The following is a 16,833-nucleotide window of genomic DNA, read 5'->3' on the forward strand; positions in this document are numbered from 1 at the left end:
ACTTCCCGTCGCGTCATGGCTTTGGCCTCGCGGGACAGGGCGTTGGATGAGTGCTGCATCGCACCCGTTTAAACCTCCCCGCCGGAAATCCGGACATCTACTCCCGCTTATACCAAGGACATCTTCCCCGCTTCGTACACAGCAAACCGCGCGAATTGATCGCCCGCGGCTTTAGCCTTAAAATCACTCCGCTTTTTCCGGGGACGGCGCCGTCCTCGCGCGAGGTCGTCCTTTGCACCGCGAACGCGTGACTACCCTCACATTCGTCGCTTTTCTCGCCGACCTCGTGCTGGCCGGGTTCGCGTTTGTCGCGGCGTATTATCTCAAGATATCGCTGCCCGCGCCGCTGTCGTCCCTCGATCCGCTTTCCGAATACGGCTGGCTGTTCCTCATGTACGTCGTGCTGTTCGTCTTTACCAACTACCTGAACGGATTTTACACCTTCGGGCGAACGCTGACCTCCGGAGAGATCGTCGGATACACCTTCCGCTCCAACGGCATCGCCCTCATCGCCGTGATGGTCGTCTTTTTCGTATTCAAGGTGCAGACGGTTTCCCGCCTTTTCGTCGTCCTTTTCGCCGCCGTCAATGTCGCGCTGGCGATGCTGTCGAAGCTCGCGATCCGCCGCATCACCGGAAATCTGCAGCGCCGCGGCTACAACGTCATCAACGCGCTTCTCATCGGCTCGGGCGAACAGGCCGAGGAGTTTCTTCAGAACCTGCTGCGTCACCCGGAGCTCGGTTATCGCGTGATCGGCGCGGTCGATGTCGATCGCGCGCGCATCGGGCACAAGGTCCAGGGCGTGCCGGTCATCGGGCACATCGACCAGCTCCACGATATCCTGGTTCGCGAGCAGATCGACGAGGTCTTTTGCGCCGTGCCCGCGCCGCAAATCGGCGACCTGCCGAATCTCATCTGGGTTTGTGAGGAGATCGGCATCCGTTTTTCGATCGTCGCCGATTTCATCCGCACGTCCATCGCCAAAAGCAGCGTGCGCTATGTGCTGGACGTTCCGTTGTTGACGTTTTCGACGACGCCGTCGGCGGTGTGGCAACTGTTCATCAAGTCCATGATCGACCGCATGGCCGCCGGCATGGCGCTTCTTTTGCTGTCGCCCCTGTTCGCCGCGATCGCGATCGCGATCAAGCTGACGACCGGCGGGGCGGTCTTCTTCACGCAAAAGCGCTGCGGCCTGAACGGCCGCGTCTTCACGATGTTCAAGTTCCGCACGATGGTCGAAAACGCGGAACAGCTTCAGGAAGAGCTTCGCCGCTACAACGAGATGGACGGCCCCGTGTTCAAGATGAAACGCGATCCGCGCGTGACGGTCGTGGGCCGTTTCCTGCGCCGATTTTCGCTCGACGAACTGCCTCAGCTCTACAACGTTTTGCGCGGCGAGATGAGCCTTGTCGGCCCGCGCCCGCCGATCCCCGAGGAGGTGACGCGCTACGAGCGCTGGCAGCGCCGCCGCCTGTCGATGCGCCCCGGGCTCACCTGCTTCTGGCAGATATCCGGCCGCAACGAAATCGACTTTCAGGAGTGGATGCGGCTTGATCTGAAATACATCGACAACTGGTCGCTGAAGCTCGATTTCCAGATCATCGGCAAGACGATCCCGGTCGTCATCACCGGCCGCGGCGCAAGCTAAGCGCGGTCAACTCGCCGCTCGCGAAGCCGGCGGCGCCGCCGTCGGCGCGGTTTGCGCCGGGGCGCGCGTGCCGGTCAACACGCGGAAAAACGCGTCGCGGATGCGCAGGTAATCGCGCTGCGTGAGCGGGCAGTCGTCGAGTTGCCCGCTGTCCTGAATGCGCCGAAAGGTCTTTTCGATCATCTCGCGCATCGCGTCCGGCGTGCGGTCCTTCAGCGTGCGGCTGATGGCTTCCACCGCGTCGGCAAGCGCAAGGATGCCGGTCTCCCGCGAACGCGGTTTCGGCCCGCCGTAATAAAAAATGCTCTCGTCGAGCGCCGTTCCGGTTTCGGCGGCCTTCTCGCGCGCTTTCGCAAGGAAAAACGCGATCGGGCTCGTGCCGTGATGCTCGCGGATGAAGTCGATGATCCGGTCGCCGATCTTGTGCTCGCGCGCGAGCGCGACTCCGTCCGGAATGTGTTGCCGGATGATCCGCGCGCTTTCGACAGGATCGTTCAGCCGCTCGTGCGGATTGTCGCCGAGCTGGTTTTCGACGAACCACTCCGGACGCAGGCTCTTGCCGGCGTCATGAAAAAGCGCGCCAACGCGGCAAAGCAGGGCGTTTGCGCCGATCGATTCCGCCGCGGCCTCGGTGAGCGCGCCGATCGTCACCGAATGTTGAAACGTGCCCGGCGAGCGCGTCATGATCTGGCGCAGCAACGGGTGTTCGTAGTTGGCAAGCTCAAGGAGCGAAACCGGCGTGAGATATCCGAACAGCCATTCGGCAAGCGGCGTCAGGGCCACGACCACAAGGCCGGAGATCGGCCCGGAAAAAAACGCGGCCAGACCGATCCAGATGACATCGCGCGGCTCGCCGCGCATCAGGACGAAGCACGCGGCCATCGCCAGGTTCGCAAGGCCGACGAAAAGTCCCGCGCGAACGACGCCGCCGCGCGTGGCCGCGGCGCCCATGAAATGCGCCCCGACGAGGCACGACACCAGCACGTAGACGGGCACCGGGATATCGATGCTCGTCGTCAGCCCCGAAACGAGCGCCGCGCAGACGGCAAACGTCAGCGCGACCTCAAACCGCATCACGAAACGCACCAGCATCGCCGCCGCGGCCATCGGGAAGATGAAGAACATGAAGTCCGGCGGAAAGGCGGGGTACTGCGTCGCGATGTGATCGGCCAGAAGAAGAAAAAGTTTTACGAACAACAGCCAGACGACAAGCGTGCTGCCGAGAAACGCGAAATCGCGCTCGGTGATCGTGAAGTCCGGGATATTCAGGTCCGCAACGTAAAACGCTGAGAAAACGAGCAGCGACAACAGAAACGCGAGCCCCGCGACGCGGGGCAGGGCGGTGACGATGTTCTCACGGCGCGACAGCCAGTCGAGCACCATCGCCTGCGTCGCGTCGGCGCTGTGCCCCTCGCCGATGATGAGCTGGTTTTTCTTGTAAGCGTGGATGACCGGCGCGATGTTCTCGGCCGCGCGCGTTCGCCGGTGGCGCGTTTCGTCCATGTTGAAACGCAGGTTCGGGCGCACGAGCAAGCGCGCGATGTTGAGCGCCAGCGCACGCACGTCCGGCGCGGTGTCCTTTGCCGCCTCGTCGAGCCGCTTCGTCGCGCTTTCGAGCCCGATGATTTGCGACGGATCGGCGAAAAGCTTTTCGGCCTTGGTTTCCAGATTGCGAATCACGATGGGGCTCGTCGCGTCGCCCTCCGCATCGACGCGAAAGACCTGGGCGATCTCGCCGTCGGTCGCGGTGATACGCCGTTCGTAGAGCGCGTCGATCCACGCTTGCGCGGCGTCGATCGCTTTGGCGGCGACGGCGGCGCGCGGCGCGGCGGCGAGACCCTCGCCGACCGGCGGGCCAAGGCTCGTTTCAAGGATCAGCGAAACGGGGCGCGTATCCTCGTCGGCCACGGCACTCGATACGGACGCCCGCGCCGTCTGCAGGCGCAGCTCGACGTCTTCCTCCACGCCCGGATCAAAATCGAAGACACTCGGGCCGCGCCGCAAGGCCTCCAGGCGTCGCGCGGCGGTGGCGGCTTCGTCCACGACCTCGAAATCGTATGGCGCGCGAATGCTCTTGGAGGCGAAAGTGCCGACGTCGAGCGCGGGGATGGCCTGCAACAGATTTTGGGATACGAGCACCGCGATGAGGGACGAAAACAGGAAGATGATCAGAAACAGGCGAAGCCGCGCGCGCGTGATGAAATCGCCGGACAGAGTCGCCAATCGCGGATCGATCCGCGGGCCGCGCCGTTTTGCGTCCTTGCGGGCGCCGGAGGGCCCCTCGTTCGTCACCTCGGGTTTCACGGTATACGCAGGGTAATCGCAAGGCGCGCCGCGCCGCAAGCGACATTGACCGCCTGCCGGCAACGCCCGATGATGCGCCGCATGCCACGTTTTGCGCCGTTAGCACTCGTTGTTTTTCTCGCCGCGTCGCAGGTTTTCGTCACCTGCGGCGGCGACGACGCGGGCTCGCCGAAAGGCGAGGGATTTACCGGCGATGTCGGCGTCGATTGCGTGCAGAAGGGCTGCACCGATCCCGCCTGGTGCCTGGACCCCGGTCAGGCGGCGTGCGTTTCGCTGATTTGCGCCGGGCGCGCCAACGGCGAGACCTACTGCACCATGCCGTGCGACTACGACGAGCAATGCCCCGACGGTTATCGTTGCACGTACCAATGCGACGACGACATGAGCGAGACGGACTATTGCGTGACCGATTCCGACTACGGGCACATGGTCGATTTCGCGCTTTGCCCCGCGTAGGTCAAGGCGCTTCCAGAACCGTCAGTTCCACCGTCACGATGCCCGCCTGGATCATGTCGAGTTGCCTCGCCGCCGCGAACGAAACGTCGAGAATGCGGTCGCGCCGCGCCGGTCCCCGATCGTTGATGCGGACGACGGCGGTGCGGCCGTTGGCCGTATTTCGGACGCGCACGATGGTGCCAAACGGCAGCGTCCGGTGCGCCGCGGTGAGTTTGTACATGTCGAACGGCTCGCCGCTGGCGGTGCGCCGTCCGTGAAACGCCTTGCCGTACCAGCTCGCGATACCCTTTTCGCTGTAGCCGGGCTCGCGCGGCGTGACGCGCCTGGCCGGAGCGCAGCCGGTTTGCGCGGCAAACGCGGCCCCGACCAGAAGAGCCAGCGCGAAAATCCGTGTGCGCGAGAAACAGGATTGGTGGCGCATGCGTGGGCGAACGCTAATATGAGCGCATGACGACGGTCAACGACGACGCGCGGCGCGAGGCTTCGGCCAGACCGCGGCGCCTGATGCCCGAACACTTTGCCTGGACGCGCGTGGCCTCGCGCCTTCGCTTCGGATACGCGTGGCGCGCGCTACGCACGGGTTCCGCGCGGGTGGCCGCGCTGCGATTTTCGCCAAAACGCTTCACCTTCGATGCGCGCGCGGGCGATACCACCGAAACGCATGACAACGGCGCGATCGCGCGCGTTCGCCTTCCGAATCTCTATCCCGCACGCCTTCTGGCGACTGGCGGCCGCGTCCTGCGCCCGGCGATGTCGCTTGGCGACGCGATCCTGACCGCCGGCGATCATCTGCACTTCGCGTCCGTCGGCATGAAAGGCACGACGATCCGCGCCGGCGGGGCGAGCCTTGCGGCAAGGATCGTCAATCCGCGCGACCTGCGCACCGGCACGATCGCAATCTACACCCGCGAGTTCGGCGCGCGATCGCCCATCGCGACGATCGCGGCCGTGATTGCCGGCGAGCGCGTCGTGAATGTCGTTCGCGATGAGGCCGCGCCGATCCCCGACGACGGTTTCGTCATCGCGGCGATGCTGCCCCCCGGCACGAATCCCGGCGCCGTTTTTCCCTTCGCGGCGGGCGCGGATGTGACGTTTGATTTGCCGCTGCCGCCGAATCTGACCGGCTTCGACGCGGCCATCGGCGGTGCGCTGCGTGTCGTGGAGTCGGGCCGATTGCGGATTCGCGGCAGCGAGACGGACTCCGAAGAAGGAATCCCGATAAACGCGCCGCCCGCCGGTCGCCTCGTGATCGGGTTGACCGAGACGTTTGAAGCGCTGGTCCTGATCGTCGATGGAGGCGGCGTCGCCTCGCCCGGCGCGGCCGCGGCGCGGCTCGCGCGCGACCTTGGCGCGACCGACGCGGTGATGTGGGCGATTGAGGGTATTGGCGATACGGCGCCGGGCGACGTCCTGCGTGAGTTATGGACCGCGCGCGCCCTGCCGGCAGCCGAAAAAGCGGGTGAGGAACGCGACGAAATATTGATCGTCCCGCGAGGTGCGCCGGGCTGAGCGTCAACCGGGCGGATCGGCGGCGCAGCGGAAACCGAGATCGGGGCGGAAGGCGTGACGCGCGGCGTTTTCCCGATAGGCCGCGCGCGCGAGATACGGCGGCGACATGAACGATCCGCCGCGGACGACATATCGATCGCCCACCGCGGGACCGCGAGGATTGTCGCCGTTGTCCGGGAAGCGCGCGGCGTCGTAATACGCGGGCGCGAATCGATCGGCGACCCACTCCGCGACATTGCCCGACAGATGCCGGACGCCCTCGGCCGACACGCCGGCGAGATCCTCGCCGACCGGCAGCGACTCGCCGACGCACGGCGCCGGGATGGCCTCGCCGCGATCGTTCACGTGCGCGGCCGCAAGGACATTCGCGTCAAGGCAAGTCGGAGTATCGTCGCCCCAGGGAAAGCGGCGGTTTTCAAGGCCGCCCGCCGCCGCCTTTTCCCATTCCGCTTCCGTGGGCAGGCGGCGTTCGATCCACGCGCAATACGATTCGGCATCCTCGCGCGTGACGTTGACGACGGGATAATCCGCCCAGGCAGGATCGAGAAAACCGTTGTCACGGCCGAGCGTGTCCGGTTCGACCGGGTCATCGCATGCGCCCGAAAGGACGCACCGCCGGTATTGATCGTTGGAGACCTCCGTGGCCTCGAGATAAAACGGATCGACTCGTACATCGTGCTCGGGATGTTCGTCGGAAAAGCCGTCGTCGGGCTCCCCGAAAAGGGCCGGATCGTAAGGCGAGCCCATCGGAAACACCCCGCCGGGGATGAGCACGAGCGCCGACGGATTCGGCCTTGCCGCCGCCGCCGGAAGATCGGCGGAATCCGGCGTGACGCACGAAACGCCCACGACGACGGAAACCGCGACGATCGCGCCGACAAGAATGGCGCGCGCGTTCGTCATCGCAACCTCACCACGTCAAAGCGGTTGTCGTATTTTTTTGCCAGCTCCTCGGCGAAATATTCCGCCTGTAGGCGCGTCGAAAAACCGCCGATCACCAGATCCATCTTGCCGTCCTGCGTCGGCACGAGGCGCGTTTCGAATCCGTCCCGCGCGAAACGAGCCGATTCGGCCATCGCCTGATCCTTCGCGAAATGCCCGGCGCGCACCGCGTATTCCTCGCGCCGGGGGGAGGGGGTCTCCTCGGGCCGGGACGCGCGCGCGGCGGCCAGATCCTTCAGGCGTTCGCTCGCCGCCAGCGCGTAGAAACTGCCCGGCATCATCCGCATCACGCGCGCGTAATGCCGGCCGGCTTCTGGCGTATCTCCGAGTTTTTCAAGCGCCTGCGCCATTCCGTAATGCACGCGGCCGATGTCGATGCCGTCGGGCGACGTATCGAGCAGCGCCTTGAAAAGATCGCGCGCAAGGTCCGCCTGGCCAAGACGCAGCCGCGCCTCCGCCAACCCGAGCTGCGCTCGCGCGAGGTCTTTTTCGGGAAAGCGCGCGATGAGCGCGGCGTAAGCGTCGGCGGCGTCGCGGTCGCGCCCGCTGGCCAGATGCGCGTCCGCGAGCAGCAAATACGCCTCGGGAGCCTCGGCCGCCCTCGCCCAGCGTTCCAGGAGTTGGCGCGCGGCGCGCACCGCCGCGTGGCCGTCGCCGCGCAACTTGTGGAGCTGAGCCAGGTCGAGCATGGCCCGCGCCGCGAGCGGGTGATCCGGATGGCGCGCAGCGACATCCTCGAAGAGCGTCACGGCGCGGGAGACGTCGCGCGTGGCGCGCGCGGCGGCAAGGCGCAGCGCGGGAAGGTCGGGCGACTCCGGATCGGCGGCGGCGAAGACCTCAAGCGCCCGCATGGCCGGCTCGTAGCTCCCTTCGTCGAAGAGGCGTCGAATCTCGTCCGCCGTCGGCGCGGCGCCGGCATTCGTTTCGGACTCGGCCGCCGGCGCCCAGGCGGGAAAGGCGGCCAGCGCGCCCACGCAAAACACCACGGCGAGAAAGGCGGCCTCAGACGTCGTCGGAGATGCCCGTCGGGTCATAGTTCAGGTTCCGCGAGTCGGATTCGGTCGGGATGTTGTAGCGCGCGCGGATGTCCTCGAGTTCGGCCCGCGCGAGCCGGGCTCTTCGACGGCTGCGCATCACGTCCACGAGCGACCCGATCGCGACGAACAGGCCGCCGATGAAAAGGCACGCGACGAGATAAATCCAGAAGGGCAGCGCGACGGTTTGCAGGCGGTATTCCATCGGCGACGCATCGCCGGTATCCGCCACGGGCGCGGCGTCGCCGGCGTCATCGTAGTCGTACGTGAAAAACACGATCGGGCGCTTGGCGGACAGCCAATCCCAGTTGTTGTGGATCACGAATCCGATCGCCACGGCGAAAACCAGCAGAAAAAAGACTTTCACGACCCTCATAGCGGCTCCTTTCGTCGAGGCAAGGATGCAAACCGCGGCGCCAATTTGCGGAACGTCTCGCGGATGCCTTCGGAAATCACTTTCGCATCGCCGATGACCGGCATGAAATTCGTATCGCCAAGCCAGCGCGGCACGATGTGCACGTGTACGTGCTCATGGATCCCCGCGCCGGCGACGCGTCCCATGTTGATGCCGATGTTGAACCCCTCGGGGTTCATCGTCGTCACCAGCGCGTCGCGGCACGCATCGAGCATAGAGAAGATTTCGGCCGCCGTCTCGCCATCGATCCGGGACAGATCGGGGGAATGCTCGTACGGGACGACCATCAGATGCCCGTTGGTGTACGGGTAGAGATTCATGATGACAAAGGTGCGCGGTCCGCGATGCAGAATCAAGTTGGATTCGTCGTCGCCGCCCCGAGGTTTGTCGCAAAAAATGCAACCGGGCGGCTTTGCGCCTTTCAAATAGCCGATCCGCCACGGCGCCCACAGGCGCTTCACGACGCCTCCCGGCGCACCGGAAAAAGGCGCGCGTCCGCCGAGCCGCCGTCGATCGCCAGAATCGCCACCGTCGGCCCGCCGCCTCCGCGCGGGCCGCTGATCGCGCCTGGGTTCAAGAGCAGCACGTTGCCGCGACGCTCGCACAGCGCGCGGTGCGTGTGCCCGAAGACGATCACGTCCGCCTCCGGAAATTGGGCGATCAGGGCATCCGGCAAATGGCCGTCGACCGTGTGGCCGTGCGCGATCGCGATGGTCACATCCTCGACGCGTATCGTTTTCGCAAGCGGCAGGCGGGAGCGCGTGGCGACGGCGTCCATGTTGCCGCACACGGCATGAAACGGTTTTTCAAGAAAAATCGTTTCGACGAGATCGAAATTCGTGTGGTCGCCCGCGTGGATGACAAGATCGACATCCGCGAACAGCTCGCGCGCGATGCGCTCCACGGCCCGCGCGTCGTCGGCGCGCTCGATGTGCGTATCGGAGATGACGCCCACGCGCGTCGTCATGAACGGATCCGGCGCGCGCGGAGCGGCACGACGCGGAAGACGCCCTTACTCTTCGGTGGGGGCGGCTTGAGGTTCATCGGCGGGAGCCGGCGCCGGCGATTCGGATTCGCTCATATCGACGCGCTGTTTCAACTCCTTGCCGGCCTTGAAAAACGGAACGCGTTTTTCGGCGACGTCGACGCTGGCGCCCGTCTTCGGATCGCGTCCGGTTCGGGCCTTGCGCTTGCGCAAATGGAAGCTGCCGAAACCGCGGATTTCGATACGTTCGCCCTGCGCGAGCGCGTGCACCATGCTGTCGAAGATCGAGTTAACGATCACCTCGGCGTCTCGCTTGCGTCCGCCGGGGATACGCTCGGCGACCTTGTCGATCAGCTCCGATTTCGTCATCGCGTTGCCCCCCGATTCTCCGCGAACTCGCGCGTCGCCCGAACCCGGCTCGCGAATATCCTTCCGCGTTCCGCCGCACGGGGTCTCACCCCCCAAACCCTGGCGATCTTGCTACCGGACACGCAGCGGCGCGGCCTTTTCGAACAGCGATTCGCCCGCGAGCCCGTCGGCCAGGTGCTCGCGCATGGTGCTGAACATTTGGTCCCAGAAAACGTCAAAAAAATCCAGCTTGCGTTCCTTGGCGGGCACCAGGCGCGGTTCGCCGGAAATGCCGGCCAACTCGGCGGCCGCGTCGATCGCATCGTGCAGATTCCCGAGACGGTCGACAAGACCGAGCCCTTTGGCTTTGGCGCCGGTCAGGATTCGTCCGTCGGCGATGGCCCGAACCTGTTCGACGGGCATCTGCCGCCCGGCCGCTACGTCGTTCACGAACTGGTCCAGCACGTCGTCCACGAGTTCCTGCAAGAGCCGGCGTTCCTCCGGTGTCATGTCGCGAGAAAAACTGCCGACATCCTTCAAGCGCCCGCTTTTGACGACATCAAATTCGACGCCGGCCCACTTGAGCAGCTCCTCCAGATTCAAAAACTCCATCACCGCGCCGATCGAGCCGGTCAGCGTGCCGGGATTCGACACGATGAGGTTCGCGGCGGACGCGATGTAATACCCGCCGGAGGCCGCCGTGCTGCCCAAGGAGGCGACGACCGGTTTGATTCGGCGTGTTTTCATCAGCTCGGCGTAAATTTCCTGCGACGGCCCAACGGCGCCGCCCGGCGAATCGATCCGGACGAGGATGGCGCGAATGCCGCCATCCTCCCGGAACTTCTTGATTTGTTTCAGTTTGCTGTCACTCGTCAGAATTGTCGAGTCAATTTCGATGATCCCGACGCCGTCGCCGCCGGTAAGGATCGGAGCCGGCCGCGACGCACCGTCGGGAACCATCGACAACACCAGAAGGGACAAGACGAAAAAGACGAGGATAACCACACCGCCGACAAGAAACCCGAGCAGGATGGGTCGTTGGCGCATGCGTTTTTTCAGCCCTAGGTTGTGGGCTCGTCCTCGCTTTCCCCGGTTTCGGTCTCCTCGGCCTCCGCTTCCACGGCGCCTTCTTTCGCGGTCTCCTCGGGTTCAACAGCCGCTCCCGCTTCGGGCGCGGCGTCTTGCGCCTCGCCGGCTTCCGGCTCGGCCGGGGTCTCGGCCGCCTCGCCGCGCGTGCCGGCCGCCCGCGAGATCAGATCGCCAAGGCTCGTGCGCGTGCTGCCCTGCTTGGCGACGTACGCCGCGTACTCCTGCTTCTCCGCGCTCGATTCGATCGCCTTCACGGAAAGGCGGATGCGCCTCTCCTTGGTATCGATGTTGATGATTTCCGCCGTCAGCTTGTCGCCGATCTTGGCCACGTCCTCGGGCTTCTCGACCTTCTTGGCCGAAAGTTCGGAAACGTGAACCAGCCCCTCGATGCCGTCGTCGAGCTGGACGAAGACGCCGAAATCCGTCACGGAAATGATGTCGCCGGTCACGATGTCGCCGGCCTTGTACTTGCCGCCGATCGTCGTCCACGGATCGTCCAGAAGCTGCTTCATGCCAAGGGAGAATCGCTCGTTCTCGCGGTCGATCGAAAGAACGATCGCCTCGACTTCCTGCCCCTTGCGGAAGATCTCGTTGGGATGCTTCACCTGCTTGGTCCAGGAGATGTCGCTGACGTGAATCAGGCCGTCGATGCCCTCGTCGATGCCGACGAAAACGCCGAAGTCCGTGATGTTGCGAATCTTGCCCTTGATGATCGTGCCGACCGGGTAGTTCTGCTCGATGAGATCCCACGGATTGGTTTCGAGCTGCTTTAAGCCCAGCGAAATGCGGCGGCTGTCCTGGTTGACGTCGAGCACGACGGCTTCGACCACGTCGCCCACCGCGAGCACCTTGCTCGGATGTTTGATTTTCTTGGTCCAGCTCATCTCCGACACGTGAATCAGACCCTCGATGCCCTCTTGCAATTCCACGAAGGCGCCGTAATCGGTCAGGCTTACGACCTTACCTTCGATCTTCTTGCCGACGGTGTAGGTTTCGGACGCCTCGCGCCAGGGATCGGGTTGAATCTGCTTGAGGCCCAGGGACACGCGCTGGCGATCCGGGTCGTACTTCAAGACGACGGTGCGGACCTCGTCGCCGATCTCGAAAATCTCGGACGGGTGATTCACGCGGCCCCAGCTCATGTCGGTGATGTGCAAAAGGCCGTCCAGGCCGCCAAGGTCGATGAACGCGCCGTAATCGGTGATGTTCTTGACGATGCCGTCCAGGATCGCGCCTTCCTTGAGGCGTTCGAGCGTCTGCTCGCGCAGCGCCTCGCGTTCTTTTTCTAGAAGCGCGCGGCGGGAGAGAACGATGTTGCCGCGGCGCTTGTTGAATTTGAGTATCTTGAACTTGCTCATCACGCCGATCATCTTTTCGAGGTTGCGCACGGGGCGCAGATCGACCTGGGAGCCCGGCAGGAACGCGCGAACGCCAATATCGACGTTGAGCCCGCCCTTGACGCGGGAGATGATCCGGCCCTCGACGACGCCGTCGCGTTCGTAGGCGCCGCTGATCTCGTCCCACACCTTCATCTTGTCCGCTTTTTCCTTGGACAAGACGATCGTGCCGGTGTCGTCTTCCTGTTCCTCGATGAGGACGTCCACCTCGTCGCCGACGTTGATCGTGACTTTGCCTTCGGCGTCCTTGAACTCGTCGACGGATATCGCGCCTTCGGATTTGTATCCGATGTCGACAATCGCGTAGTCGTCCTGCACCGCGATCACGCGGCCCTTGACGACTTCGCCCTCTTTTTTGCTGCTGATTTCGCTTTGCTCGAACAGCTCGGCGAAGGTTGTGCCCCGAGGCGTCTCGGCGGCGGGTTGCGGGTGCTCGGACATGGGGTTCGGGTTTCCTTTCTTGGGGGATGTCCCGGGGCATGGCGGCGCGCCGTTCACGCAACACATCCGCGCCGGCGGTCGGACCGCGACGGTCGCAACGGATACGGTAAACGAAGCTCTACCCGGCCCAGGGCGCGCAAATCATAGCGGCGAAAAAAGAAAAATCAACCCTTATTTCGATAAGTTGTGGGCCGATTTCGGATTTGTCGCGGCCCGTCACGCCGTCGCAACGTTGCTTACGCGTCCGGTAACGATTTTCACGACTTCGTCAAACGGCAGGAGGGACGAATCAAGCACAATCGCGTCGGTCGCCGGGACCAGCGGATTGAGCTCGCGGCCGCTGTCGTTCGCGTCCCGTTTGCGTTGATCGTCGAGGACCTTCGCGAAATCGACCTCCTGCCCGCGACGCACCAACTCGTCGTATCGCCGGCGCGCCCGCACCTCGTCCGTCGCGGTCAGATAGATCTTCACCTCGGCGTCCGGAAACACATTCGTCCCGATATCGCGCCCTTCCATCACGATGCCGCCGGCGGCGCCGAGGCGGCGCTGAATGTCCACAAGCTTTTCGCGAACGAGCGGCAATGCGGAAAAATCGGACGCGAGCTTGCTTACATCGTGGCGGCGGATTTCGCCCGTCACGTCCTCGCCGTTGGCGAAAACGCGCTGCCCTTCGGCCGCGCGCTCAAAGCGGATTTCGAGATTGTCGAGCAGGATCCCAAGCTCGACATCGTCGGTCAATTCGAGATGCTGCCGGTCCGCCAGCAACCCGACGCACCGATACATCGCGCCGGTGTCGATGTACGTGAAGCCGAGGCGTTCGGCGACGGCCTTGCTAACGGTTGTCTTGCCCGCGCCGGAGGGGCCGTCGATCGCAACGATGGGTCTTGCGCGCATGATTCAGTTTGCTCCGATCGGATCGGTTTCGCCGTTGCGACGCAAACGCGCGATCGCGTCCGCGAAGTCCGGGTAGCTGACTCCGGCGACCGACGGGTCGTCGATTTCGACCCCCGGAACGCACGCGGCAGCCACTTGGCCGCACAGCGCGATGCGATGATCGCCGTGCGTACGCACACGGCCGTTTCCCGCGAGTCCGCCGCCGCCGATGTCGAGCCCGTCCGGGCGTGTTTGCACCGACCCGCCGAGCGCGCGGATCATCGCCGCCGTCGTCTCCACACGGTCGCTCTCTTTGTGACGCAATTCCCCGGCGTCGCGAATCGCCGTCGCACCGGCGGCGAACGCGGCGACGAGCGCCAGAAGCGGCAGCTCGTCGAGCGCCGCAAGCGCCAGTTCGCCCGCGATCTCGATGCCGGAAAGCGACGCCGCCCGGACGCGAATGTCCGCCACGTCCTCGGGGCCGAACGGGCGCGTCTCGCCGATTTCGACGATCGCCCCCATGCGCGCAAGCGCGTCGAAAAAGCCCAGCCGCGAGCGGTTCGCGAGAACATCGCGGATCGTGACATCGCCGCCAGGCACGAGCGCCGCGACCGCCGCGACGAACGCCGCGGACGACGGATCGCCCGGAACGGTAACGGTGAAAGGGCGCGGCCGGGCCGGGCCTGTCACGGCAAGCGCGCCGCCGGCACGCGAAAGCGGGATGCCCGTGTAATCGAAAAAGCGCTCGGTGTGATCGCGGCTCGCGGCGGGCTCGCGGACGCTCGTTTCGCCTGTCAGAAAAAGTCCCGCAAGCAGCACGGCGGATTTGACCTGCGCGCTCGCGACATCGAGCACGATCGGCGCCGGGCGCGTTGCGCCGCTTCGGATCTCGACCGGGGGCCGTCCATCGTGCGTGCGGACATCCGCGCCCAAGGCGCGCAAGGGAAGGGCGACGCGCTCCATCGGCCGGCGCGAAAGCGACGCGTCGCCGGTGAGTGTCGCGCGAACGCCCGCGCCCGCGAGAAGCCCTGTCAGAAGGCGCATCGTCGTACCGGAGTTCAGGCAGTCGATCGGCGACGCGGGCTCGATCAGGGCGCCGCCGCGCCCGGTGACGCGCACCGCGCCGCCGGCAAGATTGTCGATGGTCACGCCGAGTGACTCGAGGGCGCGCCTGGTCGCGAACACGTCACGTCCCGGGCCGAGATTGTCGATCACGCTTGTGCCGCTCGCGAGCGCGGCCAAGATGAGCGCACGATGCGAGACGCTCTTGTCGCCGGGAACCCTTGTCGCGCCACGTGGCGGATGGCCGGCGCCGGTCATCCCTTGACCGCCTCGGCGAGCGCATCGAGCGCGAAGCGGTTTTCGTCGTCCGTGCCCGCGGTGATGCGCAATCCGTTGGGCACGCCGAACGCATGCAGGCGGCGCAGGATCACGCCGCGATCGAGAAGGGCTTCGTAGATCGCGCGAACGTCCTCGCGCCAGAGGGCCATGACGAAGTTCGCGCGTGACGGAACGACATCGAAGCCGAGCGCCGCGAGATGGCTCGTCCAGAAAGCGACACCGTCGCGCGCGACGGCATGCGATCGCGCCAGATGCCCGGCGTCGCCAAGCGACGCAGCGGCCGCGGCAAGCGCGGGGCCGTTGGCGCAAAAGGGCGTCCGCATACGCGCGATGTCTCGCGCGCGATTCGTTGAAGCGGCGACATACCCCAGACGCAGGCCCGCGAGCCCGTGCGCCTTGGAAAACGTGCGGCAACAGAGAAGATTCGGATGCCGATCGATCAGCTCGGCCATCCGCGGCGCGCGCGGATCGGGATCGAACTCGACATACGCGAGATCGAGCAGCACGGTGATGTCGCCGCGAAGTTCCGAGAGCAGCGCGTCGACGTCGTCGTGCGCGAGCGCGGTGCCGGTCGGGCTGTTGGCCGACGCGAGAAAGATGAAGGTCACGTCCGGCGATTTTGCCGCGTCGCGCACGCGATCCAGGTCAAAGGCGTAATCCGGCATCGCGACCGGGCGCGGCGTCACGCCCACGCGCTCGGCGAAGATGGGATATCCGAGGAAACCGGGTTGCGGCACGAGCGCCGCGCCGCCGGGCCTCGCGAAGGCCCAGACGGCCAGATGCATCGCGTCGTCCGACCCGGTGCCGAAAACGATCTGCCCGGGCTCGATGCCCTCGCTCGCGGCCACGGCTTCGGCAAGCGCGCGCGCGTCGTTGTCGGGATAGCGGTGCAGATCTTCGGCCGCCGCGAGATACGCCGCGCGCGCCTTTGGCGAAGGCCCCAGCGGGTTTTCGTTGCTCGCGAGCTTCACGATACGCGAAAGGCCCTTTTCGCGCGCGAGCTCCTCGATCGGTTTGCCCGGCTCGTACGCGGGCAGCCGGGTGAGGGCGGGGTTGCGATATCCGCTCACGACGCACCGTCCTTGCCCCGCGACGGCCCGGCGGCAACCCACGCCGCGGCGTCGCGCAAAAGGCGCGCCTCGTCTTGCGGCATATCGTACCAGCCAATCTCCCTGTCGCGCCGAAACCACGTCCGCTGATGTTTGGCCAACTGCCGCGTGCCGATGACGATTTTCTCGCGAGCGGCGGAAAGATCGATATCGCCGCGCAGGTATTCGACGATTTCCTTGTAACCCACGGCCGACAGCGCGGGCGCATCCGGCGCCATGCCCGTATCGAGGAGCGCGCGAACCTCGCGGGCGAGGCCCCGTGTGAGCATTTCGTCCACGCGCGCCTCGATGCGCCGGCTCAGTTCCTCTCCGCCCATGCGCAGCCCGATCTTGAACGTTTCGTATGGCTTCGTTTGAAAACGATGCCGGGCCATGCGCGCGCTCATCGTATCGCCGGTGAGGTGGTGGATCTCGAGCGCGCGTACGATCCGCAACACGTCGCGCGGCGCAAGTTCGGCGGCGCGTTCGGGGTCGATCCCGGCAAGGCGCCGGTGGAGAAATCCGGGGTCTTCGGCTTCCATCTTTTTCATCGCCTCGCGAAAATCGCGGTCGATCGGCGGCGCGTCCATCATGCCGGAAAACAGCACCTTGACGTAGAGCCCCGTGCCGCCGGCGACGATCGGATGTTTGCCGCGCGCGCGGATGTCCTGGATGGCGTCGCGCGCGTCCCTGGCGAAACGCCCGGCGGAATACGCCTCGCGCGGGGAGGCGACGTCGATCAGGTGAAAACGCGCCGCCGCGCGCTCACCCGGCGTCGGCTTGGCCGTGCCGATGTCCATGCCGCGGTACACCTGCATCGAATCCGCGTTCACGATCTCGCCGTCAAGCGCGCGGGCCAGTTCGATCGCGACGCGCGTCTTTCCCGTCGCGGTCTCGCCGACGACAACGATGACCTTGGGGCGCGTGGTTCCCATCGCGTTTTTTCAACACAAAGGCACAAAA

17 protein-coding genes are annotated in these 16,833 nt (G+C 65.3%); 3 read left to right on the forward strand and 14 right to left on the reverse strand.

The window, feature by feature from the left end:
• Positions 1-247 precede the first annotated feature (247 nt).
• A complete protein-coding gene (locus tag K8I61_12185; protein ID MBZ0272788.1) occupies positions 248-1,648 on the forward strand; it encodes a sugar transferase in 1,401 nt (466 codons plus the stop codon).
• A gap of 6 nt (positions 1,649-1,654) precedes the next feature.
• Here the strand turns inward: K8I61_12185 and K8I61_12190 are convergent, their stop codons facing one another.
• Positions 1,655-3,871, reverse strand: coding sequence for an HDIG domain-containing protein (locus tag K8I61_12190; protein ID MBZ0272789.1), 2,217 nt, complete (start codon positions 3,869-3,871; stop codon positions 1,655-1,657).
• Between the two features lie 162 nt (positions 3,872-4,033).
• On the opposite strand from K8I61_12190, the gene K8I61_12195 reads away from it, so the two are divergent.
• The gene (locus K8I61_12195) at positions 4,034-4,408 is read left to right on the forward strand and encodes a hypothetical protein (GenBank protein ID MBZ0272790.1); all 375 of its coding nucleotides are present in this window, start codon (positions 4,034-4,036) and stop codon (positions 4,406-4,408) included.
• 1 nt (position 4,409) lies between these two features.
• On the opposite strand, the gene K8I61_12200 is transcribed toward K8I61_12195, so the two are convergent.
• The gene (locus K8I61_12200) at positions 4,410-4,829 is read right to left on the reverse strand and encodes a septal ring lytic transglycosylase RlpA family protein (GenBank protein MBZ0272791.1); all 420 of its coding nucleotides are present in this window, start codon (positions 4,827-4,829) and stop codon (positions 4,410-4,412) included.
• Between the two features lie 26 nt (positions 4,830-4,855).
• Here K8I61_12200 and K8I61_12205 point away from each other — a divergent pair, with 26 nt between their 5' ends.
• A complete protein-coding gene (locus K8I61_12205) occupies positions 4,856-5,917 on the forward strand; it encodes a hypothetical protein (protein MBZ0272792.1) in 1,062 nt (353 codons plus the stop codon).
• A gap of 3 nt (positions 5,918-5,920) precedes the next feature.
• Here the strand turns inward: K8I61_12205 and K8I61_12210 are convergent, their stop codons facing one another.
• From K8I61_12210 to miaA, 12 genes are all read right to left on the reverse strand, one after another.
• The gene (locus K8I61_12210; protein MBZ0272793.1) at positions 5,921-6,820 is read right to left on the reverse strand and encodes a formylglycine-generating enzyme family protein; all 900 of its coding nucleotides are present in this window, start codon (positions 6,818-6,820) and stop codon (positions 5,921-5,923) included.
• On the reverse strand, positions 6,817-7,893 hold the full coding sequence (locus K8I61_12215) for a tetratricopeptide repeat protein (GenBank protein MBZ0272794.1): 1,077 nt from the start codon (positions 7,891-7,893) through the stop codon (positions 6,817-6,819). Before K8I61_12215 ends, K8I61_12210 begins: the two co-directional genes overlap by 4 nt.
• The gene (locus tag K8I61_12220) at positions 7,862-8,269 is read right to left on the reverse strand and encodes a hypothetical protein (GenBank protein MBZ0272795.1); all 408 of its coding nucleotides are present in this window, start codon (positions 8,267-8,269) and stop codon (positions 7,862-7,864) included. The genes K8I61_12215 and K8I61_12220 overlap by 32 nt, the downstream gene beginning before the upstream one ends.
• On the reverse strand, positions 8,266-8,769 hold the full coding sequence (locus tag K8I61_12225) for an HIT domain-containing protein (protein ID MBZ0272796.1): 504 nt from the start codon (positions 8,767-8,769) through the stop codon (positions 8,266-8,268). The genes K8I61_12220 and K8I61_12225 overlap by 4 nt, the downstream gene beginning before the upstream one ends.
• Entirely contained in the window at positions 8,766-9,275 is a 510-nt protein-coding gene (locus tag K8I61_12230; GenBank protein MBZ0272797.1) for a metallophosphatase family protein, read from the reverse strand. The genes K8I61_12225 and K8I61_12230 overlap by 4 nt, the downstream gene beginning before the upstream one ends.
• Positions 9,276-9,320: 45 nt before the next feature.
• Positions 9,321-9,662: an integration host factor subunit beta gene (locus K8I61_12235; protein ID MBZ0272798.1), complete on the reverse strand. Its 342-nt coding sequence runs from the start codon at positions 9,660-9,662 to the stop codon at positions 9,321-9,323.
• Positions 9,663-9,773: 111 nt separating this feature from the next.
• Positions 9,774-10,688, reverse strand: coding sequence for a signal peptide peptidase SppA (gene sppA, locus K8I61_12240; GenBank protein MBZ0272799.1), 915 nt, complete (start codon positions 10,686-10,688; stop codon positions 9,774-9,776).
• Positions 10,689-10,702: 14 nt separating this feature from the next.
• Positions 10,703-12,568 carry a 30S ribosomal protein S1 gene (locus tag K8I61_12245; protein ID MBZ0272800.1) on the reverse strand — a complete coding sequence of 622 codons (1,866 nt, stop codon included), beginning with the start codon at positions 12,566-12,568 and terminating at the stop codon, positions 10,703-10,705.
• Positions 12,569-12,784: 216 nt separating this feature from the next.
• On the reverse strand, positions 12,785-13,462 hold the full coding sequence (gene cmk / locus K8I61_12250; GenBank protein ID MBZ0272801.1) for a (d)CMP kinase: 678 nt from the start codon (positions 13,460-13,462) through the stop codon (positions 12,785-12,787).
• A 3-nt stretch (positions 13,463-13,465) separates the two neighbouring features.
• Positions 13,466-14,761: a 3-phosphoshikimate 1-carboxyvinyltransferase gene (aroA, locus tag K8I61_12255; GenBank protein ID MBZ0272802.1), complete on the reverse strand. Its 1,296-nt coding sequence runs from the start codon at positions 14,759-14,761 to the stop codon at positions 13,466-13,468.
• Positions 14,758-15,852 (reverse strand): aminotransferase class I/II-fold pyridoxal phosphate-dependent enzyme, encoded by a 1,095-nt coding sequence (locus K8I61_12260; protein ID MBZ0272803.1) that lies wholly within the window; start codon positions 15,850-15,852, stop codon positions 14,758-14,760. Before K8I61_12260 ends, aroA begins: the two co-directional genes overlap by 4 nt.
• The gene (gene miaA, locus K8I61_12265) at positions 15,849-16,805 is read right to left on the reverse strand and encodes a tRNA (adenosine(37)-N6)-dimethylallyltransferase MiaA (GenBank protein MBZ0272804.1); all 957 of its coding nucleotides are present in this window, start codon (positions 16,803-16,805) and stop codon (positions 15,849-15,851) included. The genes K8I61_12260 and miaA overlap by 4 nt, the downstream gene beginning before the upstream one ends.
• Between the last annotated feature and the right edge of the window lie 28 nt (positions 16,806-16,833).

It is taken from the genome of bacterium (assembly GCA_019912885.1).
Taxonomy (GTDB): Bacteria; Lernaellota; Lernaellaia; order JACKCT01; family JACKCT01; genus JAIOHV01.